Source organism: Streptomyces mangrovisoli (genome assembly GCF_000974985.2).
GTDB lineage: Bacteria > Actinomycetota > Actinomycetes > Streptomycetales > Streptomycetaceae > Streptomyces > Streptomyces mangrovisoli.
Map to the genome: position 1 here is coordinate 65,232 of NZ_LAVA02000004.1, position 23,502 is coordinate 88,733.

16 protein-coding genes are annotated in these 23,502 nt (G+C 72.1%); 6 read left to right on the plus strand and 10 right to left on the minus strand.

Annotated elements, in window-relative coordinates; all coding sequences use genetic code 11:
• Nucleotides 1–69: 69 nt before the first annotated feature.
• The gene (gene pepN / locus WN71_RS02595) at nucleotides 70–2,640 is read right to left on the minus strand and encodes an aminopeptidase N (RefSeq protein WP_046586832.1); all 2,571 of its coding nucleotides are present in this window, start codon (nucleotides 2,638–2,640) and stop codon (nucleotides 70–72) included.
• 230 nt (nucleotides 2,641–2,870) lie between these two features.
• Nucleotides 2,871–3,887, minus strand: a complete 1,017-nt coding sequence (locus WN71_RS02600; RefSeq protein ID WP_046586830.1) for an aspartate-semialdehyde dehydrogenase — start codon at nucleotides 3,885–3,887, stop codon at nucleotides 2,871–2,873.
• Nucleotides 3,888–4,308: 421 nt separating this feature from the next.
• On the opposite strand from WN71_RS02600, the gene WN71_RS02605 reads away from it, so the two are divergent.
• Both WN71_RS02605 and WN71_RS02610 read left to right on the plus strand, forming a co-directional pair.
• Entirely contained in the window at nucleotides 4,309–4,857 is a 549-nt protein-coding gene (locus WN71_RS02605; protein WP_046586828.1) for a sigma-70 family RNA polymerase sigma factor, read from the plus strand.
• Between the two features lies 1 nt (nucleotide 4,858).
• Nucleotides 4,859–5,710 carry a hypothetical protein gene (locus tag WN71_RS02610; RefSeq protein WP_052743070.1) on the plus strand — a complete coding sequence of 284 codons (852 nt, stop codon included), beginning with the start codon at nucleotides 4,859–4,861 and terminating at the stop codon, nucleotides 5,708–5,710.
• Nucleotides 5,711–5,771: 61 nt separating this feature from the next.
• Here WN71_RS02610 and WN71_RS02615 read toward each other — a convergent pair whose 3' ends face one another.
• Complete coding sequence (locus WN71_RS02615) at nucleotides 5,772–9,113, minus strand: S8 family serine peptidase (protein WP_046586827.1); 3,342 nt, start codon at nucleotides 9,111–9,113, stop codon at nucleotides 5,772–5,774.
• Nucleotides 9,114–9,322: 209 nt separating this feature from the next.
• On the opposite strand from WN71_RS02615, the gene WN71_RS02620 reads away from it, so the two are divergent.
• From WN71_RS02620 to WN71_RS02630, 3 genes are all read left to right on the plus strand, one after another.
• Nucleotides 9,323–9,781 carry an NUDIX hydrolase gene (locus WN71_RS02620; protein ID WP_046586824.1) on the plus strand — a complete coding sequence of 153 codons (459 nt, stop codon included), beginning with the start codon at nucleotides 9,323–9,325 and terminating at the stop codon, nucleotides 9,779–9,781.
• Nucleotides 9,782–10,075: 294 nt separating this feature from the next.
• Nucleotides 10,076–11,827: a TIGR03767 family metallophosphoesterase gene (locus tag WN71_RS02625; protein WP_046586822.1), complete on the plus strand. Its 1,752-nt coding sequence runs from the start codon at nucleotides 10,076–10,078 to the stop codon at nucleotides 11,825–11,827.
• Between the two features lie 379 nt (nucleotides 11,828–12,206).
• Complete coding sequence (locus tag WN71_RS02630; protein WP_046586820.1) at nucleotides 12,207–13,397, plus strand: glycosyltransferase; 1,191 nt, start codon at nucleotides 12,207–12,209, stop codon at nucleotides 13,395–13,397.
• Nucleotides 13,398–13,576: 179 nt separating this feature from the next.
• On the opposite strand, the gene WN71_RS02635 is transcribed toward WN71_RS02630, so the two are convergent.
• Nucleotides 13,577–14,626: a hypothetical protein gene (locus WN71_RS02635; RefSeq protein WP_107469546.1), complete on the minus strand. Its 1,050-nt coding sequence runs from the start codon at nucleotides 14,624–14,626 to the stop codon at nucleotides 13,577–13,579.
• Nucleotides 14,627–14,960: 334 nt separating this feature from the next.
• Nucleotides 14,961–17,552, minus strand: coding sequence for an aminopeptidase N (pepN, locus tag WN71_RS02640; protein ID WP_046586817.1), 2,592 nt, complete (start codon nucleotides 17,550–17,552; stop codon nucleotides 14,961–14,963).
• Nucleotides 17,553–17,712: 160 nt separating this feature from the next.
• Between pepN (WN71_RS02640) and WN71_RS02645 the strand changes: the two genes are divergently transcribed.
• Nucleotides 17,713–18,375, plus strand: a complete 663-nt coding sequence (locus WN71_RS02645; protein WP_046586815.1) for a mycothiol-dependent nitroreductase Rv2466c family protein — start codon at nucleotides 17,713–17,715, stop codon at nucleotides 18,373–18,375.
• A 71-nt stretch (nucleotides 18,376–18,446) separates the two neighbouring features.
• On the opposite strand, the gene WN71_RS02650 is transcribed toward WN71_RS02645, so the two are convergent.
• Genes WN71_RS02650 through WN71_RS02670 form a run of 5 tightly spaced genes read right to left on the minus strand, consistent with a single transcriptional unit; the run spans nucleotide 18,447 to nucleotide 23,469 of the window.
• The gene (locus WN71_RS02650; RefSeq protein WP_046586812.1) at nucleotides 18,447–19,340 is read right to left on the minus strand and encodes a TauD/TfdA dioxygenase family protein; all 894 of its coding nucleotides are present in this window, start codon (nucleotides 19,338–19,340) and stop codon (nucleotides 18,447–18,449) included.
• Between the two features lie 19 nt (nucleotides 19,341–19,359).
• Nucleotides 19,360–20,808, minus strand: coding sequence for an LLM class flavin-dependent oxidoreductase (locus WN71_RS02655; protein ID WP_079177603.1), 1,449 nt, complete (start codon nucleotides 20,806–20,808; stop codon nucleotides 19,360–19,362).
• Nucleotides 20,805–21,542 (minus strand): ABC transporter ATP-binding protein, encoded by a 738-nt coding sequence (locus WN71_RS02660; protein WP_046586810.1) that lies wholly within the window; start codon nucleotides 21,540–21,542, stop codon nucleotides 20,805–20,807. The genes WN71_RS02655 and WN71_RS02660 overlap by 4 nt, the downstream gene beginning before the upstream one ends.
• Entirely contained in the window at nucleotides 21,518–22,405 is an 888-nt protein-coding gene (locus WN71_RS02665) for an ABC transporter permease (protein WP_046586807.1), read from the minus strand. Before WN71_RS02665 ends, WN71_RS02660 begins: the two co-directional genes overlap by 25 nt.
• Nucleotides 22,402–23,469 (minus strand): ABC transporter substrate-binding protein, encoded by a 1,068-nt coding sequence (locus tag WN71_RS02670; protein WP_046586805.1) that lies wholly within the window; start codon nucleotides 23,467–23,469, stop codon nucleotides 22,402–22,404. The genes WN71_RS02665 and WN71_RS02670 overlap by 4 nt, the downstream gene beginning before the upstream one ends.
• Between the last annotated feature and the right edge of the window lie 33 nt (nucleotides 23,470–23,502).

The window sequence follows — 23,502 nt, forward strand, 5'->3', positions numbered from 1 at the left end:
ACAACTACAACTACAGCTAATAGCTACAGCTAATAGCTACAACTGACAGCTGCAACTGACAGCTACCGCCTACGCGGAAGCCGCCGCGTCCGCCGCCTGGGCCTTCAGCGCGCGCTCCACGCCCGAGCGGGACTCGGAGACCAGCCGGCGCAGGGCCGCGTTCGGCTGGGCGTCGGCGAGCCAGGCGTCCGTCCGGTCCAGCGTCTCCCGCGAGACCTGCACCGCCGGGTAGAGCCCGACCGCGATCTGCTGCGCGATCTCGTGCGAGCGCGCGTCCCAGATGTCCTTCACGACCTCGAAGTACTTCTCCGCGTACGGCGCGAGCAGCTCGCGCTGGTCGGTCTGGACGAAGCCGCCGATGACCGCCTCCTGCACGGCGTTCGGCAGCTTGTCGGAGTCGATGACCGAGGCCCAGGCCTCGGCCTTGGCCTCCGCCGTCGGCCGCGCGGCGCGCGCGGTGGCCGCGTGCCGCTCGCCCGCGGCCGTGCGGTCGCGCTCGTACTCGCCCGCGATCTCCGCCTCGTCGAACCGTCCGACGGCCGCGAGCCGTTCGACGAACGCCCAGCGCAGCTCGGTGTCGACGGCCAGGCCCTCGATCGTGTGCGAACCGTCGAGGAGCGTCTCCAGCAGGTCCAGCTGCTCCGGCGTACGGGCCGTGGCCGCGAACGCGCGCGCCCACGCCAGCTGGTGGTCGCCGCCCGGCTCGGCCGTCCGCAGATGGGCCAGCGTCGCGTCGGTCCAGCGGGTGAGCAGCGCGTCCCGGGCCGTCGGGTCGGCGTACAGGTCGATCGCCAGCTTCACCTGGCGGTGCAGGGACTGCACGACACCGATGTCGGACTCCTTGCCGATGCCGGACAGCACCAGCGACAGGTAGTCGCGGGTCGCGAGCTCCGCGTCGCGGGTCATGTCCCAGGCCGACGCCCAGCACAGGGCGCGCGGCAGGGAGGCCGCGAAGTCGCCGAGGTGCTCGGTGACGAACGCGAGGGACTCCTCGTCCAGGCGGACCTTGGCGTACGACAGGTCGTCGTCGTTGAGCAGGATCACGGCGGGGCGGACCCGGCCGGCCAGCTGCGGCACGTCCGTCAGCTCGCCGTCGACGTCCAGCTCGATCCGGTCGCCGCGCACCAGCTTGCCCGCGGCGTCGAGGTCGTAGAGGCCGACCGCGACGCGGTGCGGGCGCAGCGTCGGCTCGCCCTTGGCACCGGCGGGCAGCGCGGGGGCCTCCTGGCGGATGCCGAAGGAGGTGATGACGCCGTCGGCGCCGGTCACGATCTCCGGGCGCAGGATGTTGATGCCGGCCGTCTCCAGCCACTTCCTCGACCATGTCTTCAGGTCGCGCCCGGAGGTCTCCTCCAGCGCGCCCAGCAGGTCGGACAGGCGCGTGTTGCCGAAGGCGTGGGCCTTGAAGTACGCCTGCACGCCCGCGAAGAACTCGTCCATGCCGACGTAGGCGACGAGCTGCTTGAGGACGCTGGCGCCCTTGGCGTAGGTGATGCCGTCGAAGTTGACCAGCACGTCGTCGAGATCGTTGATCTCGGCCATGATCGGGTGGGTCGACGGGAGCTGGTCCTGCCGGTACGCCCACGTCTTCATGGAGTTGGCGAACGTGGTCCACGAGTGCGGCCAGCGCGAGCCGGGCGCGTATGCCTGGCAGGCGATGGAGGTGTAGGTGGCGAACGACTCGTTCAGCCACAGGTCGTTCCACCACTCCATGGTGACCAGGTCGCCGAACCACATGTGGGCCAGCTCGTGCAGGATGGTCTCCGCGCGCAGCTCGTACGCGGCGTCGGTGACCTTCGAGCGGAAGACGTACTGGTCGCGGATGGTGACCGCGCCCGCGTTCTCCATCGCGCCCGCGTTGAACTCCGGCACGAACAGCTGGTCGTACTTCGCGAACGGGTAGGCGTAGTCGAACTTCTCCTGGAACCAGTCGAAGCCCTGCCGGGTCACCTCGAAGATGGCGTCCGAGTCGAGGTGTTCGGCGAGCGAGGGACGGCAGTAGATGCCGAGCGGCACGCTCTGGCCGTCCTTCTCGTACACGCTGTGCACGGAGTGGTACGGGCCGACGATCAGCGCGGTGATGTACGACGAGATCCGCGGCGTCGGCTCGAAGGTCCAGACGTCGTCCACCGGCTCGGGGGAGGGCGAGTTGGAGACGACCGTCCAGCCCGACGGCGCCTTCACGGTGAACTGGAAGGTGGCCTTCAGATCCGGCTGCTCGAAGGAGGCGAACACCCGGCGGGCGTCGGGCACCTCGAACTGGGTGTAGAGGTAGGCCTGTTCGTCGACCGGGTCGACGAACCGGTGCAGGCCCTCACCGGTGTTGGTGTAGGCGGCGTCGGCGACCACGCGCAGCACGTTGCGGCCCTGGAGGAGGCCGGGCAGGGCGATCCGCGAGTCCTTGAAGACCTCGGCGGGATCGAGCGGGTCCCCGTTCAGCGTCACCTCGTGGACCGCCGGGGCCACCAGGTCGATGAAGGACTCGCCGTTCTCGACGGCGTCGAAGCGCACCGTGGTCACGGACCGGTAGGTCCCGCCCTCTTGCGCGCCGGAGAGGTCGAGGTCGATCTCGTACGAGTCAACGGTGAGCAGCTTCGCCCTGTGCTGCGCCTCTTCGCGAGTCAGGTTTGTGCCAGGCACGCGGTCATCTCCTCGTTATGTGTGGGTTGCGCCATCCTTCCACGTCACCGGCTGCGCCGGGCTCGCAGATGCCCACCTGCGGGTCGGTGGGGGCTTCTCGCGCAGTTCCCCGCGCCCCTGAAGGGGCGCCTCGGTGGGCGCGCCCTGAAAGGGGCGCGGGGAACTGCGCGACCAGCCCCCACGCGCCCGCGGACGAACACTCGAGCCCGCCGCAGGCGAGGGGGTGGGGGCTAGCCCCGGAGTTCGGCCGCCACCAGTTCCGCGATCTGCACGGCGTTCAGCGCGGCGCCCTTGCGCAGGTTGTCGTTGGAGACGAACAGCGCGAGCCCGTGCTCCACCGTCTCGTCGGCGCGGATGCGGCCGACGTAGGAGGGGTCCTTGCCCGCGGCCTGGAGCGGGGTCGGGATGTCGGTGAGGACGACGCCGGGCGCGTCGGCGAGCAGCTCGGTCGCGCGCGCCACGCTGATCGGGCGGGCGAAACGGGCGTTGACCTGGAGCGAGTGGCCGGAGAACACCGGCACGCGCACGCAGGTGCCGGAGACCTTCAGCTCCGGGATCTCCAGGATCTTGCGGGACTCGTTGCGGAGCTTCTGCTCCTCGTCGGTCTCGTTCAGACCGTCGTCGACGAGGTTGCCCGCGAGGGGCAGCACGTTGAAGGCGATGGGGCGCTTGTAGACGCCGGGCTCCGGGAAGTCGACGGCCTCGCCGTCGTGGGTGAGCCTGTCGGCGTCGGCGACGACCTTCTGCGCCTGGCCGTGCAGCTCGGCCACGCCCGCGAGACCCGAGCCGGAGACGGCCTGGTAGGTCGCGACGACCAGGGCCTCCAGGCCGGCCTCCGCGTGCAGCGGCTTGAGCACCGGCATCGCGGCCATCGTGGTGCAGTTCGGGTTGGCGATGATGCCCTTGGGGCGGTCCGCGATCGCGTGCGGGTTCACCTCGGACACCACCAGCGGGACCTCGGGGTCCTTGCGCCAGGCGGAGGAGTTGTCGATGACGACGGCGCCCTGGGAGGCGACCTTCTCGGCCAGCGCCTTGGAGGTCGCGCCGCCCGCGGAGAACAGCACGATGTCCAGGCCGGTGTAGTCCGCGGTGGCCGCGTCCTCCACCGTCACGCCGTCCAGCACCGACCCGGCCGAGCGGGCCGAGGCGAACAGCCGCAGCTCGGTGACCGGGAAGTCCCGCTCCACGAGGATCCTGCGCATGACCGTGCCGACCTGACCGGTGGCTCCGACGATTCCGACCCTCACGGCGTCTCCCTGTCTCTTGGCGGCTCCGTGCCGTGTGACGGCATCGAGCCCGTGTGCTGCATGGCCGGGGCTTTTCCAGGCTTTTCCATCATGCGTCCGACCCCGGGCAGCCTGTCCAATTCTTTGACCGCCATGCCCGAGGCGTGGGACGCCCCACCCACCCCCCGACCTGGGGAAATTCGGCCCGCGCCCCCTCTGAGCTGGAGGAATTCGTCCCACGGCGGTGCGGGGCCGCAAGCTGTGCTGCCCCGCGCGCGGGTGTGACGTACGCCTCCGCCCGGACGTACGCCGCCGCCCGGCTCGGAGGTCCGGTTCCGGCCGCCGGCGGCCGCCGCGCGGGAATTCTTCGGGAACCCACGCGATCCGCCGAACGTTTCCGACCGCCACGGCGTCGTAGTGGGGACGTGGGAGGGGGTGGCTTGTGCTGCGCGGAAGGGCTCGTCGCGAACAGGCGGCGCACGCCGGGGGGACACCGCCGGCCGACGATCCGCTGGACGCGGCGCAGGAACGCCGGGTGCGGGCGGTGCTCGCGCTCGGCGGGGTGCCGCAGGCGGATCTGCCGGACGGGGTGCAGCAGGTGCGGCTGCGGCTCCTGGAACGGGCGGCCAAGGGCGAGGAGGCGCCGCGTGACGTCTCGGCGTGGTCGGCGGTCGTCGCCTCGCGCCTCGCCCTGGACTGGCATCGCGCCAAGCGCCGCCAGGAGCGGCTCGGGGAACGGCTGGCCGCGCTGCGCCAGCCCGAGCACCAGCCCTCCGGCGAGGACAACCGCCTGCTGTCCCTGGCCGTCGCCCGGGGCCTGGACGGACTGCCGGACAACCAGCGGCAGGTGCTCGTCCTGCGCTTCTACGCCGACCTGCCGGTCCGCTCGATCGCGGAGGAGCTCGGCGTCCCGGAGGGCACGGTCAAGAGCCGCCTGCACACGGCGGTACGGGCCCTGCGCGCCCGCCTGCACGAGGACGAGGTGGTGTGAGATGACCGCCGGACACGAGCACGAGTACGAGCGCGATCGCCAGCCCGATCGTGAGCACGAGCGCGATCGCGAGCGCGAGCCGGGATCCGAGGTGGCCGCCGTCGACCCGCTCATGGTCGCGATCACCGGTGAGCCCGTCCCGGACGGCCTGCGGGCCGATGCCGTCTTCTCGGCCGAGTACGAGGAAGCGGCCGCCGACCTGCTGCTGCTCCGGCAGCAACTGGGCATCCTGGCCGATGAGTTGACCGCGGAGCCGGAGCCGGAGCCGGAGCCGGAGCCGAAGCCGGTGCCGGAGCGGGAGCCGTCCCCGGCGCCTGCCGCCGCCCGTCCCGCGCCGCGCCCTCCGCTGCCGAGGCACACCCCCCACCGGGCCCGGAGGTTCGCGTTCGGCGCCCTCGCGACGGCCGCCGCGGCCTGTTTCCTCGCGGGCATGGCCTGGCTGTTCACCCAGGCCGGGAACGGGGTCACGGGCGGAGCGAGCAGCGACAGCGCCGCCAGGCAGGCGGACGGCAAGGGCGCCGTGCCGTCCTTCTCGGTGTGCGGGGCCCGCCTGGTCGTCGAGGGCGACATCCGGACCGTCGAACACGTACCCGGCTCCGTCGACCAGTTCCGCGTGACGCTGCGCGTGACCCGCTCCTACCGGCCCGCGAAGACCCCGGCCGTGGTCACCTTCCTCGCCGACGGCACGAACCAGCCCCGCCCGAGGGTGGGCCTGCACGTACTGGTCGGCATCGCGGAGCACGCGAACGTGCCGGACCTGTGGGTGACCGGCACCCGGCGGATCGCCGCGCGCTGGGCCGAACTCCTCACCGCCCCGGACGGCACACAGGGGGCGGACGGCGGCTGCTCCTGAACGGCGACGGGGCGGGCGCCCGTATCGGACCCCCGCCCCGCCGCCGTACCGGATCAGCGCGTCACGGCGTGACGTGCTCGATCTTCACGCTGCCCACGCCCGCGACCGTGCCGTGCGCGTCCAGCAGCTGGACCTGCCCGAAGAACTCGCGTCCCGCGGGTGCCTCGGCGGCCGCCGTGACCTGGCCGGTCACCGTGGCCGTCGCGCCCGTGGCGAGCTTCACCGGCGTCGACTCGTCGACGGTGACGGTGCCGAGCGCGCTGGAGAAGAACACGTCCCGGTAGTCGTAGGCGGTGGCGCCGGACGGCACCGAGTAGCCCGCGACCTCGATCGTGTAGGTCCCCGCGGCGGGCTTGGCGATCGAGACCGCCTCCTCGGAGTCGCCGTCGGCGGACTGCCCGACGACCGTGCCGGCCGCGTTCTTCACCGTGAGGTCGAGGTCGGCGGAGGCGTCGGAGACGTTGCCGATGGCGACGTCGAGCGAGGCGGCGCCCTCGGGCACGACGACCGTCGTGGTCTGCGTCTCGCCCTCCTTGATGGTCGGCCGGTCCGTCTTCGACGAGCCGAGCGGGCCGCCGGCCAGATGCCCGTCGACCGCGGCGAAGGTGTTGGTCACCTTCCAGGAGGCGGTGGCCGGGGTGCCGACCTTCGCCTCGGGCACGGTCACGGTCTCGGGGTCGAAGGCCGCGCCGAGGACGGCGACGTCCAGCTTGTAGGGGTTGTCGAGCAGGGGGGACGTGCGCCGCGACTCGACCTCGATCTCCCAGACCCCGGCCTGCGGGTCGGCGTAGGACCGCACGTCGGGCTTGCAGCCGTTGCCGTCCAGGTAGTTGGGGTAGCAGTACGGGGTGCCGGTGTTGTCGACCGCGACGCCGTAGGGGTGGATCGAGATGAAGCGGGTCTGGCTGCCCGTCTTCAGGCCGCCGATCGCCACCTCCAGCGCCTTCGCGCCCGCGGGCACGGTCACGAAGTACGACTGCGTGCTGTTGCGCTGCACGGTGTCCGACGCCGACCACGTGTAGTGGACCGGGGACGACACCACGACGGTGGTGAGGATCTGCTTGTCGACGCCCTCGGTGCGCGGGTCGTCGACCTCGAGGATCGCGCTCTTGAGGCCCGCGGAGCGCGGCGCCGCCTGCACCTTCACGGTGACCGGCTGGTTCAGCGGCAGCTTCACCACGTCGTCGCCGACGATCCTGAAGGTGCCGCCCGCGTTGTTCTCGAAGTACAGCTCGTGCCGCACGGGCGTGGCCGGACCGGAGGTGCGGGTGATCGTGACGTCGTACGTCTTCTTCGCGCCCGCCGTCAGGCCGCCCTCACGGTCGTAGAGGCCGGTGCCGTAGCCGGGGGTCTTCAGCGCCTGGTCGAGCGCGGTGTCGACCGGTGCCTTGACGGTGTAGTCGTGCGCGGTGGCGCCGTCGCGGATCGCCTTCCACGCGTCGACGACGTCGATCAGGCCCGCGCCCTCCTCGTACGCCTGCGCGCCCGGGATGTGGTCGGCCGTCGAGGTCAGCGCGGTGCGCAGGTCGGCCGGGGAGAGGGTGAGGTGCTTCTCCTTGGCGGCGCTCAGCAGCAGCGCGCTCGCGCCGGTGGCCTGCGGGGAGGCCATCGAGGTGCCCTGGAGCATGGAGTAGCCGGCCGGCAGGGTGTAGCCCGCCTCGGTCACCGGGGCGCCGGGCAGCCAGGTCTGGGTGGAGTTGATCGCCGCGCCGGGCGCGACCAGCGTCGGGGTGAACCCGCCGTCCTCGCGCGGGCCGCGGGAGGAGAACGGCATCAGCTGGTACGGCTTCGTCACCGCGGAGCCGTAGTCGGCGGCCCAGGTCTGCTTCGAGATGGCCGCGCCGACCGAGATCACCTTGTCGGCCAGGCCGGGGTCGCCGATGGTGTTGGCGCCGGGGCCCTCGTTGCCCGCGGAGATCACCAGCTGCACGCCGTAGGTGTCGATGAGCCGTGTGTACAGCTCGGCGCGCGCGTTGTTGCCGTCGTTGAGCGCGGGCAGGCCGCCGATGGACATGTTGACGATGTCGACGCCGCGGTTGACGACGAGGTCGATCATGCCCTCGGTGAGCGCGACGTTCGTGCAGCCGCCGGTCCACGTGCAGGCCCGCGAGGAGACGATCTTCGCGCCCGGGGCGGCGCCGTTCATCTTGCCGCCGAACAGGCCGTTGGCGGCGGTGATGCCGGCGACGTGGGTGCCGTGCTCGGACTCGATCACGCCGATGTTGACGAAGTCGGCCGTCTTGCCGACCCAGGACCCGCCGTAGGGGTCCATCGGCACGTCCTTGCGGATCTGCACGACGAACGGCACCCGCTCGGCGACGTCCGTGGACGGGTCGTCGGTGCCGAAGTACCCGACCTGGTAACCGTCCTTGTACGGCTTCATCGCGGTGTCGTCGGTGAAGTCGCCGTCGTTGTCCAGGTCGACGGTGACGGTGCCGGCGGCGGCGTCGTAGAGCACGCCCCAGCTGTCGGTGGTGTCGCCGTCGCGGTTGAGGTCGCCCTTCTCGTCACCGCCGGCGGTCGCCGACTCCTTGAAGGTGCTGATCTCGTACGACCCCGTCGGAGCCGTCCAGGTCCGGCCGCCGTAGCTGAAGGAGGGGCCGCTGACCGCGGTGACCATCGGGCGCCAGGTGGCGTCGCCGTCGACGATCGGGTCGGTCGAGGTGACCCAGTCGACGATCTTGCGCTCGCCGGTGGTGGTCTTCTGCAGGGCCGGGTGGCCGAGGTCCACGCCGGAGTCGAGGATGCCGATGGTGACCCCGCGGCCGTCCGCCTTCGGGTGCTGCTTCACGAAGTCGACGGCGCCCGTCTCGTAGGACGGGTTGTAGGGGTTCTCGGCCGGGGTGTTCTTGTTCGGCCCGCTGTAGGAGGCCGCGGACGCCGAGGACTTGGCGGACGTGCCCGTCGGGGACTTGGCGGTCGTGCCCGCCGAGGTGCCCGCGGTGGGCGACGGGTCGTCGAGGGCGATCTCCTGGCGCAGGTCGATCGCGTGCACGGAGGACAGCTTCGCGGCGGCGGCGATCGCCGCGTCCGCCTTGGCGGTCGGGACGGTGGCGCGGACATAGCCGAGGGAGTCGTAGGTGCGGCCCACCGAGCCGCCCTTGACGGCGTCCAGCTGATCGGCGACCTGCTCGGTCGCGCCCGGGGCGGTGGCGACCATCATGGTGACGTTCTTCGTGCCGTCGGCCTTGGCCTCGGCGAGCAGGTCGGCGTCGTCCGAACCGAGCTTCGCCTGCGCGGACTTGACGTCGGTGTCGGCGGCGGTCGCGGGCTTGGCGTCCGCGGCGAAGGCGGTGGGCGCCACGCCGGCCGCGGTCAGGGCGGCCACGGCCGCCGTCGCGAGAGCCAGGCGGGCCAGGCGTCTCGCCCCCGGTATCGGGTCGCGCTGCGGGGTGAGGGTCATCGGCATCCCTTGGAAGGTAAAAGGAACATGAGAACGAGCGCACAGCTTTGCCCAACCAAGGGCTTTTTGGGCCCCGTTGACGCAACTGAGATCGATGTATGGGGAAAACCCGCGATCCCCTTGGGGTATGAACCGGTCAAAACACGCAAGTGGCGGCGGAGCGGCGACAGTTCCCCACGGTTGTCGGTCCGGCGGGTTAACGTCCGTGTGTGCGAACGAAGGTGAGGGTGGCGGCCTACGCCGTCTGCGTGCGCGACGAGCGCGTCCTGCTGGCCCGCTGGGTCCCGCGCGAGGGGGCCCCGCAGTGGACGCTGCCCGGCGGCGGCATGGAGCACGGGGAGGACCCGTACGACACGGTGCTGCGGGAGGTGACCGAGGAGACCGGGTACCGCATCGAGGTCACCAACCTGCTCGGCGTGGACTCCCAGCGGGCCACGTTGCCCCGGCGCCGCCTGCGCGGCCCCGTCGACCTGCACCGCGTCCGCCTCGTCTACGAGGGCCGGGTCGCGGGCGGCGAACTCCGCGACGAAGTCGGCGGTTCCACGGACATGGCCGCCTGGCACGACCTGGACAAGGTGTCCGCGCTGGACCGGATCGGCCTGGTGGACACCGCCCTGCGCATGTGGCGGGAACGGCCGGTGACGGGGAGGCTCGTGGCGGAGTCCTGAAGGTGCCGCCTCCTCGCGTGTCCGCCCGGCCGCGGAGCAGGGCGCGAACCCGCCCCGGGACTCCTTGTGTTCCCCGGAAGATGAACACGGAGTAGCCGCCTTTCGGCCGTACGACGAGCGTGCGTGGACACGTCGGGTGGGCCGAGATCGACGTACGGTGATCGGCGCTGCGCGTTGCCGCCGCGTTCACGCGCAGGTCATCCCCGCTGCCAACCATCCAGAGCGAGCGGGTCGTTCGCGACAGCGATCGCCCGCGACCACTGCCGACGCGTTCGCACTCGGGGAGATCGCGCCATGTCGCGCATACGCTCTGTCGCCACCTCCGCTGCGGGGATCAACCGCCGCGCCGTCCTCGCCGCCACCGCGGCGGTCACCGCATCCGCGGGCGTCGGTTACGCCCTGCGGCCCACCGACAGCCAGGCCGCCTCCGGTGCCGCCACCGAGGCGGTGAACGCCTCCAGCCGCCAGGCCCCGGCCGCACCCCTGGCCCCGTACACCAAGGGCACCACCCTCGCGAGCGTCGCCAAGGCGGTCAGCGGCTCCGGCTACCGCCGGCTCGGCGACGGCGCGGGCTGGACCCGCGTGGTGCGCAGCGACCTGGCCACGCCCAAGTCCGGCCGCGCCGGCCGCCGTACCGCGCTCGCGTCCTTCGTGCAGTTCACCGACATGCACCTGATGGACACCCAGCACCCGCTGCGCCTGGAGTACGTCCGCTCCGCCGACCCGCACGCCTGGCGGCCGCAGGAGGCACTCACCGTGCCCGGCGCGGTCTCGCTCGTGGAGCGGGTCAACGCGCTGCGCGGCGCCCCGGTCACCGGCTCCCCGCTGCACTTCGTCATGACCACCGGCGACAACACGGACAACAACGCGCTGTCCGAGCTGGAGTGGTTCATGACCGTCATGAGCGGCGGCACCATCACCCCCAACACCGGTGATCCGCGGCACTACGAGGGCGTCCAGAACAGCGGGCTCTCCCTGTACTGGCAGCCCGACTCCACCCAGCGCGACGGCGACAAGAAGCTCGGCTTCCCGCACCTGGCCGGCTTCCTCGCCGCGGCGATCCGCGACGTGCGCAGCCCCGGCCTCAACCTGCCCTGGTACTCCACCGTCGGCAACCACGACATGCTGCCGCTGGGCTGCTACGGCCACGGCGACTCCTGGCTCGCCGAGCAGGCCGTCGGCGGCAAGAAGCTGATGACCATGTCCGCGGCGCAGTCCCTGAAGCTCCAGACCGCGATCACCAAGGGCTCGGACCCCAAGGGCCTCGCGTTCCGGGACCTGCTCAAGTCCCACACCCGGGAGATGCGTTCGGTGACGCCGGACGAGAAGCGCCGGCCGTACACCCGGACCGACTACCTCAAGGCGCACCTGGACCCGGCCCACCGCGGTCTCGGCCCGGTCGGCCACGGGTACTCCTCGGCCAACCTCGACGCGGGCACCCAGTACTACGTCTTCCGCATCTCCGACGACGTCGTCGGCATCAGCCTCGACACCACGGACCCGGGCGGCCACTACCAGGGCTCCATCGGCACCGCCCAGCTGAAGTGGCTGGACAAGACGCTCAAGGACAACAAGGACTCCTTCGCGGTCGTCTTCAGCCACCACACCAGCAAGACCATGACCAACACCCAGCCCGACCCGGCGCATCCGGGCGAGCGGCGGCACAGCGGTGCCGAGGTCGTCTCCCTGCTCGGGAGCCACGCCAACGTCGTCGCCTGGGTGAACGGGCACATCCACCGCAACGACATCACCGCGCACGCCAAGTCCGGTGGCCGCTCCTTCTGGGAGATCTCCACCGCCTCGCACATCGACTACCCGCACCTCGCGCGGGTGATCGAGCTGGTGGACAACAAGGACGGCACGCTCTCCGTCTTCACGACGCTGGTGGAGGCCGCGGCACCGCACCGCACGGACTTCTCGGACCTCAGCCAGACCGGACTCGCGGCCCTCTACCGGGAACTGGCCTTCAACGCCCCCGGCGCCCACACCACCCTGGGCGGCGACCCGAAGGACCGCAACACGGAACTGGTCCTGAAGAAGGGCTGACCCTTCCCGGGCGGGGAGAGACCTTCCCGGACGGGGGAGAACCCCTCCCGGACGGGGGAGAACCCCTCCCGGACGGGGGAGAACCCCTCCCGGACGGGGGAGAACCCCTCCCGGCCGGGGAGACGTTCCGGGTGGACCGGAAGTGGCAAGGGGAGCCGGGCGTCGTCGGACGGAAGGTCGGCTGATCACGATGGGTGTGGCTGCTGTGCCCTCGCGGAAGCGGAAGGTCCAGCCGTCATCCGGCCGACCCGGACCCGAGACGCCGGGTTCATCCGGGCGAAACATCCGTGCCGCCTCATATCGGCTAACCCGCTGTTCACCGGGGGTGGTTCGAGTTGTGCAAGGCGGTGGTGGTGTGCGCGGGACGCGTGAACTGAGCGTGCTCTCGGTCTACGAGGGATTCTTCTCCGGCGGGGCCCGGATCGTCCATAGCGACGTCGTGACGGGGCTCCAGGAGGGCGGACTGCACCGGCAACGGGTGCTGAGCGTCCATGGCGAGGTGCACCGTGAGGCCACCCGCCAGCGGATGGAGGACGACGCCTGCTACCGGGCGCTCACCGCGGCCGGGGTCGACGTCACCACCCTGGGCCGCAGCTTCGGCCCGGGATCCGGCGCGGCCGGCACCTTCACCGGCTCCGAACTCGCCGACACGGCCCGCGCCATGGCCGGTGCCGACGTCGTGCTCTCCCTCAAGGAGCAGCCGCTCGCGCTGCTCAACCAGGCGGGCCTGCCGAGGCGGCCCGTCATCGTGTGCCTGCACCGCTCGGACCCCGAGCACCAGGGCGCCGCCCTGGACGAACTGAAGGCGGCCATCGCCGACGGCACGGTCGTGGCCTGCGTCTGCTGCGCCGAGTCCACCCGGGTCGCCTACCAGGAGGCCGGCATCCCGGAGAGCCTGCTGCACGTCATCCCCAACGGCGTGGACCTGCTGCGCTTCTGCCCCGGCCCGGCCCGGCGGATCGTGCTGCGCGGCGCGCTCGGCATCCCGCCCACCGCCCCGGTCGTGGTCTTCGCCGCCCGGTACGACGCCATGAAGGACGTGCCGCTGTTCCTGCGCGCCGCGCGTGTCTGGCTCGCCCGCGAGCCCCACGGACACGTGCTGATGTGCGGGGCGGGCATGTCGGCGGCCAACCCCGGCCTGGTCGCGGACGTCTCCGCGGCCTTCGGCGCCGACCTCACCCGGCTCGCCCCCCGGCTGCACCCGCTCGGGGTGCGCCGGGACATGGAGGTCGTCTACGCCGCCTCGGACGTCGTCGCCCTGACCTCGGCCTGGGGCGAGGCCGCGCCGCTGTGCCTGATCGAGGGCATGATGTGCGGTGCCGTACCCGTGTCGACCGACGTCGGCGACACCGCGGACATCGTCGAGGGCCACGGCATCCTGACCCCGCCGGACGCGGAGTCGATCGCCCTGGCCTGGACCGGCGCGATCGCCGGCCGCGATGCGTTCGGCCCGGCGCTGGCCCGCGGCCGTGAGCGCTTCAGCCGTACGAGAATGATCGCGGCCTACGCCGCCCTGATCACCCGGGTCCACGCGGAGGCCACCCTGCCTCCACTCCCGGAGACCCTCTGACCTCCGTCGCGGCGGTGCGGGTGCGGAAGGCGGCGCGCCGTCGTGGCTGGTCGCGCAGTTCCCCGCGCCCCTTCAGGGCGCGTCCACCGAGGGCGCCCCTTCAGGGGCGCGGGGAACTGCGCGGGCAACCACGACGGCGCCGCGGCCGAACCCACGACAGCGAGCCGCCGGCCAGGCGGCTAGCGGGGCCGCACCACCACATACGCCGCCGGCTCCCGGTCCCCCGCCGCCATCAGGGCCGTCCGCAGGACCGCCGCCTGCTGCTGCGGAGCGCTCCGCAGCAGCCCCGGCGTGACCAGCACCACCGTGATCCCGAGCCGCTCCAGATGTTCCCGCTTGCGGGCGTACGCGGCGTACTCCTCGTACCGCGGCCGCCCCGCCCGCATGTCCAGCTCGACCGCGACCGCCTGCTCCGGCCAGTACGCGTCGAGCCCGCCCAGCGGGGGACCGCCCGGCAGCCGCAGGTCGACGTTCCACAGCGGATCGGGCAGCCCGTGCTCCCACACCATCCGGTACAGCCGCTCCTCCGCGATCGCCCGTCCCTCCGCCACCAGGGAGTCCACCGCCTCGACGACATGCGTCCGCCCGAGCAGCCGCGCCCGCTCCAACTCGCGCACCACGGGACCTGGTTCGCAGTGCCCGCAGGCGACCGCCTCGGTCAGCAGCCGGCGTACGGCCTCCCCGTCGTCGAGCGCGGCCACCGCGTCCGCCAGCGCGCGCGGCACCGGGGCCACCGGGACCCCGTCGACCAGCTGCCCGGACGGCAGCCCGGCGGTGCGCAGCACCCGGGCGCACCCCGTCGAACGCAGCCGCCGCGGCTTCGGTACGAGCACGTCGATCCGCTCCAGCGACAGCAGCGGCGGCGCCTCCGTGAAGCCGTGCAGGGCCAGCGCCGCGAGACCGGTGATCGCCGCCTCCGCGTACACCGGCCGGTGCGGCGCCTGCGGGGTCGGCTGGGCGGGCACCCAGGGCATCGGCCGGGCGGGCCCGGTCGCCCGGGAGGCGTACGTCAGCACCGCGTGCAGCCGTTCCTCCCCGGTCGGCGGGCCGGGGTGCAGCAGGAACACACCCGGAAGGATCCGCTGCCACGCGCCGCCGGACCGGCACCGCTCGTTCGCCTCGGCGGTCGACACGCCGTGGGCGCGCAGCTGTGCCGTGGTCAGGATGCGGCGGCGCACGTCGGCGAGGTGGCGGGGCGGGTGGGGGGAGAGTGGGGCATCGGGATTCATGTGATGGGCATTCCGCATCCGCCGGGCGGGCTAACCGCTGTTACACGCCTGTCGGCAAATCCGGACAAGGTGGCACTAAAGGACGCGTGTTCGGGTGCCGATGAGGCAGCGAAAACCCCTGGTCCCTCCGGGTGGGGACCAGGGGTTACGGCTGTTATTGACTGAATTCCGTAACGGTGACGGCAGGCCAAACCAAAGGCCAAAGCTCGCCCGGGGGGTGCCCCCGAACCGCCGCTACGGGTGTGCCCCCGAACCCCCGCCCGGGCGTGCGACCCGAACCATGGCCCGGGGGCGTGCCCCCGAACCGCCGCCCGGGGGCGCACCCCCGTACCGTCTAGCCCGCCGCAGGCGCCCCCGCGTCGCAGGCCTGTGCCGCCAGTGCCCGTCCCAGGTCGTCCCGCGCCTCCAGCACCAGTCGCCGCAGGGCCGGAGCCGCCTGCGCGTGCGCCGCGAGCCACGCGTCCGCCGCCGCCAGGGTCCCGGCGGAGTCCTGGAGCGACGGGAACAGCCCGCTGACCACGTCCATGCCGATCTGGATCGACCGCTCGGCCCACACCCGCTCGATGGCCTCGAAGTACTTCGCCGCGTACGGCGCGAGCAGCTCCCGCTGCGACGCCTGGTCGAAGCCCGCGATGGTCGCCTCCACCAGCGCGTTGGACAGCGCGTCCGACTCGACGACCTGCGCCCAGGCCTGCGCCTTGACCGCGGCGGACGGCCGGGCGGCCAGGCAGCGCACCTGGTGCCGCTTGCCGGACGCGGTGTCGTCGCGGGCCAGTTCGGCCGAGAGGGCCGTCTCGTCCGCGACCCCGTGCACGGCCAGCGGCTCCAGGAACGCCCAGCGCAGCTCCTGGTCCACGCTCAGCCCGTCGATCGTCTCCGTGCCGTCGAGCAGCGCCCCGAGCAGGCCCAGCTCCTCCGTGCCGGACGCCACCGACGCGAAGAACCTGGCCCACGCCAGCTGCGGCTCGCCGCCCGGCGCGGCGGCCCGCAGCTCGCGCAGCGCACCCTCGGCGAGCCGCGCGCCCGCGTCCTCCCGGTGGTCCGGCGCCAGGTACTGGACCAGGGCGGTACGGGCCCACGCGTGCAGCATCTGGAGCACGCCGATGTCGGTCTCCCGGCCCGCGAACCGCAGCACGAGGTCCACGAAGTCACGGGCCGGCAGCAGCGCGTCCCGGGTCATGTTCCACAGTGCCGACCAGCACAGCGCGCGGGCCAGCGGGTCGGGCATCGCGCCGAGGTGCTCGCGGAGCGCGGCCAGGGAGGCGTCGTCGAAGCGGATCTTGCAGTAGGTGAGGTCGTCGTCGTTGACGAGGACCAGCTCCGGGGCCTCGGCACCGGCCAGTTCGGCCACCACCGTGCGCGGGCCGTCGACGTCCACCTCGGCGCGGGCGTAGCGGACCAGCTCTCCGTCGGTGACCCGGTACAGGCCCACCGCGACCCGGTGCGGGCGCAGTTCGGGGTGGGATTCGGCGGCCTCCTGGAGCACGGCCAGCTCGCCGACGCGGCCCTCGGCGTCCAGCAGCACCTGCGGGGTGAGGGAGTTGACGCCCGCGGTCTGGAGCCAGGAGCGGGCCCACGCGCTCATGTCGCGGCCGCTGGTCTCCTCCAGCACCGACAGCAGGTCGCCGAGGCGGGTGTTGCCGTAGGCGTTGCGCTTGAAGTAGCGGCGCGCGCCCTCCAGGAACGCGTCCTGGCCGACGTAGGCGACGAGCTGCTTGAGGACGGAGGCGCCCTTGGCGTACGTGATCCCGTCGAAGTTGAGCTTGGCGTCCTGGAGGTCGCGGATGTCGGCGGTGATCGGGTGCGTGGACGGCAGCTGGTCCGCGCGGTAGGCCCACGCCTTGCGGCGGTTGGCGAAGGTGATCCAGGCGTCCTTGAAGCGGGTCGCGCCGACGTTGGCGAACGTGCCCATGAAGTCCGCGAAGGACTCCTTCAGCCACAGGTCGTCCCACCACACCATGGTGACGAGGTCGCCGAACCACATGTGCGCCATCTCGTGCAGGATCACGTTGGCGCGCGCCTCGTACGAGGTCTGCGTCACCTTGCCGCGGAAGATGTACTCCTCGCGGAAGGTCACCAGGCCCGGGTTCTCCATCGCGCCGAGGTTGTACTCCGGCACGAACGCCTGGTCGTACTTCCCGAACGGGTACGGGTAGTCGAAGTGCTCGTGGAAGAAGTCCAGGCCCTGCTTGGTGACGAGGAAGACGTCGTCGGCGTCGAAGTGCGGGGCGAGGCCCTTGCGGCACAGCGCACCGAGCGGGATCGAGAGCTTGCTGCCGTCGTCGAGGACCCGCTCGTAGTGGTCGGTCACGTAGTGGTACGGACCCGCCACCACGCACGTGATGTACGTCGAGATCGGCTTGGTCTCCGCGAACCGCCACACCCCGTCGGCCCGCTCGCCGGCGCCGTTGCTCCACACCGTCCAGGCCTCGGGCGCCCGCACCTCGAAGCGGAAGGGGGCCTTGAGGTCGGGCTGCTCGAAGTTGGCGAAGACCCGGCGGGAGTCGGCCGGCTCGTACTGCGTGTAGAGGTAGACCTCGCCGTCCTCGGGGTCGACGAAGCGGTGCAGGCCCTCGCCGGTGCGCGAGTACGCGCACTGCGCGTCCACGACCAGCTCGTTCTCCGCGGCCAGGTCGTCCAGGGCGATCCGGGCGCCGTCGAAGACCTGGCCGGGGTCGAGATCGCGGCCGTTGAGGGTGACGGAGGTCACGCTCGGCGCGATCAGGTCGGCGAAGCTGGACGCGCCGGGCTCGGCGCAGCGGAAGCGGATCGTGGTGACGGAGCGGAAGGTGCGGGGCCCCTCGCCGAGGCCCCCGACGGCGTCGTCCACCGCGGAACGCACGTCCAGGGACACCTCGTAGCCGTCGACCGACAGCAGGGCGGCCCGCTCCCGGGCCTCGTCGCGGGACAGATTCTCACCGGGCACGGGCGGTACTCCTTCAGGGCAAATCGGGTCCTACGGGACATGGCTTGAGGCGGCGGATCAGGACCGATCCTGCCATGCGCACCTGACGCCGGGCACTCGGGAATGGGGCGGGTTGCGATCGGTGTTGCCCAGGGAAAGACCGCATGTGCGAAGGAGAGCCATGTCCGACACCGCGACCACGTCCACCAGGACCCCGGTCGACTTCTGGTTCGACCCGCTGTGCCCCTGGGCGTGGATGACGTCCCGCTGGGTGCTGGAGGTGGAGAAGGTCCGCGACATCGAGGTCCGCTGGCACATCATGAGCCTCGCCGTGCTCAACGAGGACAAGCTCGACGACCTGCCCGAGAACTACCGCGAGATGCTCGCCACCAAGGCGTGGAAGCCGGTGCGCGTGGTGACCGCCGCCTGGCAGAAGCACGGCGCCGAGGTGCTCGGCCCGCTCTACACCGCGCTCGGCACCCGCATCCACAACAACGGCGAGGGCCCCACCCTGGAGGCCGTCGCCGGCGCCCTCGCGGACGTCGGGCTGCCCGCCGACCTGATCGACTACGCCGACCAGGAGGACTTCGAGTTCGACGCCGAGCTGCGCGCCTCCCACAAGGAGGGCATCGACAAGGTCGGCCAGGAGGTCGGCACCCCGGTCATCGCGCTGCCCGGCCCCGACGGCGAGCAGATAGCGTTCTTCGGCCCGGTCGTCACCCCCGCCCCCAAGGGCGAGGCCGCGGCCCGCCTGTGGGACGGCTCCGTCGCGGTCGCCTCCGTCCCCGGCTTCTACGAGATCAAGCGCACCCGCACCAAGGGTCCGGACTTCAGCAACCTCTGAGAGGTCCGTCACGCGGCGAAGGGCCGGCCGGGAACCTCCCCGGCCGGCCCTTCCCCGTATGCCGCGCGTGGTTACGCGGCCACCGACGTGTAGTGCGCCGCGTCGCCCTCGATCGACCAGCTCTCCTTGCCCTCGACGCCGACCGGGATGTCACCGGCGACGGTCACCCGGTGCAGCCGCCGCGGCAGGCCGTCGTAGTTGTCGATCGCGTAGTGCTGGGTGATGCGGTTGTCGAAGAGCACCAGCTGGTTCTCCGACCAGCGGTGGCGCAGCACGTTCTCCGGACGGGTCACGTACGACTGGAACAGGTCGAGCAGCTTGCGCGACTCGCCGACGGACAGCCCCACGATCCGCTGCGCGAACCCGCCGATGAACAGCCCGCGTTCACCGGTCAGTGGGTGCACCCGGACCACGGGGTGCGCCGTGCGGAACGTGATCGAGGTGAACTGGGCGCGCTGGGCGGCCTGTTCGTCGTCGACGTCCTCGTCCGGCACGGCGTAGTCGTAGTCGTTGGTGTGCTCCGCCCACAGCGTGTCCGCGAGCCGCCGCAGCGGCTCGGGCAGGTCGCGGTAGGCGGCCGCCGCGTTCGCGATCAGGGTCTCGCCGCCGTACGGCGGGATCGTGAGGCTGCGCAGGGTGCTGGCCTGCGGCGGGTTGAGCACGAAGGTGACGTCGGTGTGCCAGTGGTTGGCGCGGCCGCGCTCGGAGTCGACCGGGAGCACGTGGGGCACGCCGTCGATCGACGAGACCGTCGGGTGCGCGGTGGTGAGGTCGCCGAAGTGGCGGGCGAACGCCTGCTGGCCCTCGTCGTCGAGGTCCACGTCGTCGAAGACCAGCGCCTTGTGGGTGTTCAGCGCCTCGCGCAACGCGGCGACGGCCGCTTCGTCGAGGGGCTTCGCGAGGTCGACGCCAAGGACGCGGGCGCCGATCCGGCCGGTGACCTTGGTGATCTCGATGTCTGCCATGACGGGGTCCTTTCGGAAATCAGGCGAGTGCGGATGCGGATGCGGATGCGGATGCGGATGTGGGTGTGGGTGCGGATGCGGGTGTGGGTGTGGGTGTTGGGTCGGTGGTGGCCGGTGACGCCGGGGCGGGCGGGCGCGCCGCCGCGGGGACGACGTGCTGGTTGGCGGGCCGGGGGAGGCCGTACCGCTCGCGCAGGGTGCGGCGCTCGCCGTACTCCGTGCGGAGCAGACCGCGCTCGCGCAGGACGGGGACCACGTGGTCGACGAAGGTGTCCAGGCCGGACGGCAGGACCGGCGGCATGATGTTGAAGCCGTCGGCGGCGCCCCGCGTGAACCAGGTCTCGATCGCGTCGGCGACCTGCTCGGGCGTCCCCGTGAAGGTGAGGTGCCCGCGCCCGCCGCCGAGCCGCCCGATCAGCTGCCGCACGGTCAGCCGCTCGCGCCGGGCCAGCTCCACCACGAGCGTGTAGCGGCTCTTGGCGCCCTCGACCGCGCTCTCCGGCGGCAGGTCGGCGGGCAGCGGCCCGTCCAGCGCGAGCGTCCCGACCGGCAGCTGGAGCAGCGACTCCAGCCGGGCCACACCGTGGTCGTACACGATGTGGTCCTCCAGGACCTGTTCCAGCTCGCGCGCCTCGGCCTCGGTCGAGCCGATCACCGGGACGATGCCCGGCAGCACCTTCAGGTGCTCCGGGTCGCGACCGGCGCGCCGGGTGCGGGACTTGAGGTCGGCGTAGAAGGCCCGCGCGTCCTCGAAGGTCTGCTGCGCGGTGAACACCGCCTCCGCGTGCCGGGCGGCGAACGCCTTGCCGTCCGCCGAGGAGCCGGCCTGCACCAGCAGCGGGTAACCCTGCGGTGTGCGCGGCACGTTGAGGGCGCCCTCGACACTGAAGTACCTGCCCTGGTGGCGCGGCGGGTGGATCTTGTCGTCGTCGCCCCAGACCCCCCGCTCCTTGTCGGCGACGACGGTGTCGTCCTCCCAGCTGTCCCAGAGCTTCAGCGCCACCTCCACGAACTCCGCGGCGCGGGCGTACCGTTCGGCGTGCGCGGGCTCGTGCTCCAGCCCGAAGTTGCGGGCCGCCTCCGCACCCGCGGTCGTCACGATGTTCCAGCCGGCCCGCCCGCCGCTGACGATGTCCAGCGAGGCGAACTTCCGGGCCAGGTTGTAGGGCGAGTTGTACGACGTCGACGCCGTGGCGATCAGACCGATGTGCTCGGTCGCCGTCGCCAGCGCGGTGAGCAGCGTCAGCGGCTCCAGCGCCCCGGCCGGCCGCTGCGCCACCCGGCTCCACAGCTGCGGGCCGTCCGCGAGGAACAGCGAGTCGAACGTGCCCCGTTCGGCGGTCCGCGCCAGCCCCACGTAGTGGTCGAGCCGGACATGCGCGTACGGGTCGCTCTCCGGCAGCCGCCACGACGCCTCGTGGTGGCCGGTGTTCATCAGGAACGCGTTCAGGTGCAGCCGGCGGGTCATGCGTGGTCCTCCGTGACGCCGAGGGCGGCGAGCAGCCGTTCGCGGTACTCGCCGAGCAGCGGTTCGCGGTACGAGCGCGGGTGCGGACGGTCGATGGTCAGGTCCAGGCCGATCCGGCCCCGGTCGAGGACGAGGACCCGGTCGGCGAGCACGATCGCCTCGTCCACGTCGTGCGTGACCAGCAGCACCGACGGCCGGTGACGCTCCCACAGCTCCCGCAGCAGGGCGTGCATCCGGATCCGGGTGAGCGCGTCCAGCGCCCCGAACGGCTCGTCGGCGAGCAGCAGTTCGGGCTCGCGCACCAGGGACCGGGCGAGCGCCGCGCGCTGCGCCTCGCCGCCGGACAGCTCCCCGGGCCAGGCCCGCTCGCGCCCCGCGAGCCCGACCTCCGCGAGCGCGGCCCGGCCCCGGTCGGCGGCGTCCTTGCCGGGCAGCCCCAGCAGCACGTTGTCCAGCACCCGCATCCACGGCAGCAGCCGCGAGTCCTGGAAGACCACCGACACCCGCTCCGGGGCGGTCAGTCCTCCGCTGCCCGCCACCTCGTGGTCGAGGCCGGCGATCGCCCGCAGCAGGGTGGACTTGCCGGAGCCGCTGTGCCCGAGCAGGGCGGTGAACTGCCCGGCGGGCAGGTCGAGATCGATGCCGTCGAGGACCGTACGCCCCTCGAACGACCGGGTCAGACCGCTCAGCCGGACGGCGGCGGGACGGCTCAGCTGCTCAGTGTGCGGCGCCACGACAGCACCCTCCGTTCGATGAGACGGACAGCGCTGTCGGAGAGGAGGCCGAAGATGCCGTAGACCACCAGGCCGACCAGGATGATGTCGGTACGGCCGTAGTTCTGGGCCTGGAACATCATGTAGCCGAGGCCGCTGGTGGCGTTGATCTGTTCGAGCACCACCAGCCCCAGCCAGGACCCGGTCACCCCGAGGCGCAGGCCGACGAAGAAGCCGGGCAGCGCGCCGGGGATCACGATCCGCCGGATGAACGCCCACCTCGACAGGCCCTGGACCTCGGCGAGTTCGACATAGCGCTGGTCGATGCCGGACAGCGCGGCATGGGTGTTCAGATAGATCGGGACGTAGACGACGATCGCTATGATGGCGATCTTGAAGGTCTCGCCGATGCCCAGCCACAGGATGAACAGCGGGATCAGCCCGAGGGTCGGGACGGCCCGGTTGAGCTGCACCGTTCCGTCGATCAGCGCCTCCCCCGTGCGGGTGAGTCCGGACGCGACGGCCAGCACCACCCCGGCGGTCAGGCCGATGGCGAAGCCGTAGGCGGCCCGCTCCAGCGAGGTCAGCACGTCGGACGGCAGGGTGCCGTCGGTCCACAGGTGCACGCCGGTCCGAAAGACCGTCCAGGGGGCCGGGATCGCGGCCGGGTCGAGCCGGCCCGCGGCCGAGGCGACCGCCCAGACGGCGACCAGCAGGACGGGCCCGGCGAGCCGCGCCGCGGGCAGCCGGCGGCCGGGGGAGAGGCGCCGGCGCCGGCGGACCGGGCGCTCCCGCGTGGGGGCCGGGTCCGCCGCGCCCGGCGCCGGGTCCGGGGCGGCGCCCGCGACCGGGGTGGTGGTCGAGGTCGTGCTCACCGCCGTCACCTCCGGTACTCCGCCGGTACCGCCCGCGCCGCGATCGACTCGAAGCGGTGGTCGAACAGGCTGCTGACGTCGGTCTTCTTCACGAAGCCGCCCTCCGCCAGCAGATCGGCGGTCTCCTGCTCCCACTTGATCGCCTCGTCCCAGCTCGGCGGGAACAGCGGCTTGTTGGCGAGCTTCGTGATCGACTGCGCCTGCGGGAGGGTCAGGTTCTGCGTCTTGACGTAGAACTCCTCGTTCCAGACGTCCGGATGCTCGTACTGCCACACCTGGCCCTGGGCCCACTGCGGGATGTACGCGGCGATCGCGGCGGCCTTCGCCCGGTCGTTCAGCACCGAAGCCGGCGCCCACAGCAGGCTCAGCAGGTCGACGACGTCGGTGTCGATGGTGTGCGCGCCCTTCGACCCGTACTGCTGGAGATAGGCGGGCGCCTGGCTGATGGCGAGCGGCGCGATGTCCACCTGGCCGGACTGGAGCGCGGTGAGGAACTGGTTGCTGGTCAGCGGCACCAGCTTCACGTCGTCGTAGGCCAGGCCCGCCTTCTTCAGCGCCCGCAGCAGCACCACGCCCTGCGCCTGCCCCTGGGAGAACGCGAGCTTCTTCCCCTTGAACCCGGCCACGTCCCGGATGTCGCTGCCGGGCTTGGTGGCGAAGAGGTAACTGGGCTTGCGGGTCAGGTCGATCGCCACGATCTTCGCGTCGAAGCCCTGGTAGTGCGCCTGTATCGGCGGGATCCCCGCATTGGCCGCGAGGTCGAGCGACTTGGCGCGGAAGGCGTTGATGACATCGGGCCCCGCCCCGATGTTCACCCAACTCGACACCGTGAAGGGCAGCGCGGGCAGCTTCGCCAGCTTGAACTGCAACTGCTGGGTGCCCAGATAGGAGGCGATCTTCAGGCTGGTGCCGGCCGGCACCTTGTGGGCGAGCGGGGCGGCCGAGGCGCCGCTCACGTCGGCGGCGGCACTGCTGTTCGCGCAGCCGCTCAGGCCTGCCGCGGCGGCGCCGACACCGAGCAGCGAGGTCAGAAAGAGCCGGCGGTCGACACCGGGAACGGGCGGAGAAGGCATGACGGAACTCCCTGGGGCGCGGAAATCGGAAAC

Coding starts and splice junctions, on each gene's coding strand:
- WN71_RS02645 (WP_046586815.1), top strand. CDS start 17,713: ATGTCCGACACCGCGACCACGTCCACCAGGACCCCGGTCGACTTCTGG.
- WN71_RS02650 (WP_046586812.1), bottom strand. CDS start 19,340: ATGGCAGACATCGAGATCACCAAGGTCACCGGCCGGATCGGCGCCCGC.
- WN71_RS02615 (WP_046586827.1), bottom strand. CDS start 9,113: ATGACCCTCACCCCGCAGCGCGACCCGATACCGGGGGCGAGACGCCTG.
- WN71_RS02625 (WP_046586822.1), top strand. CDS start 10,076: ATGTCGCGCATACGCTCTGTCGCCACCTCCGCTGCGGGGATCAACCGC.
- WN71_RS02610 (WP_052743070.1), top strand. CDS start 4,859: ATGACCGCCGGACACGAGCACGAGTACGAGCGCGATCGCCAGCCCGAT.
- WN71_RS02670 (WP_046586805.1), bottom strand. CDS start 23,469: ATGCCTTCTCCGCCCGTTCCCGGTGTCGACCGCCGGCTCTTTCTGACC.
- WN71_RS02635 (WP_107469546.1), bottom strand. CDS start 14,626: ATGAATCCCGATGCCCCACTCTCCCCCCACCCGCCCCGCCACCTCGCC.
- WN71_RS02655 (WP_079177603.1), bottom strand. CDS start 20,808: ATGACCCGCCGGCTGCACCTGAACGCGTTCCTGATGAACACCGGCCAC.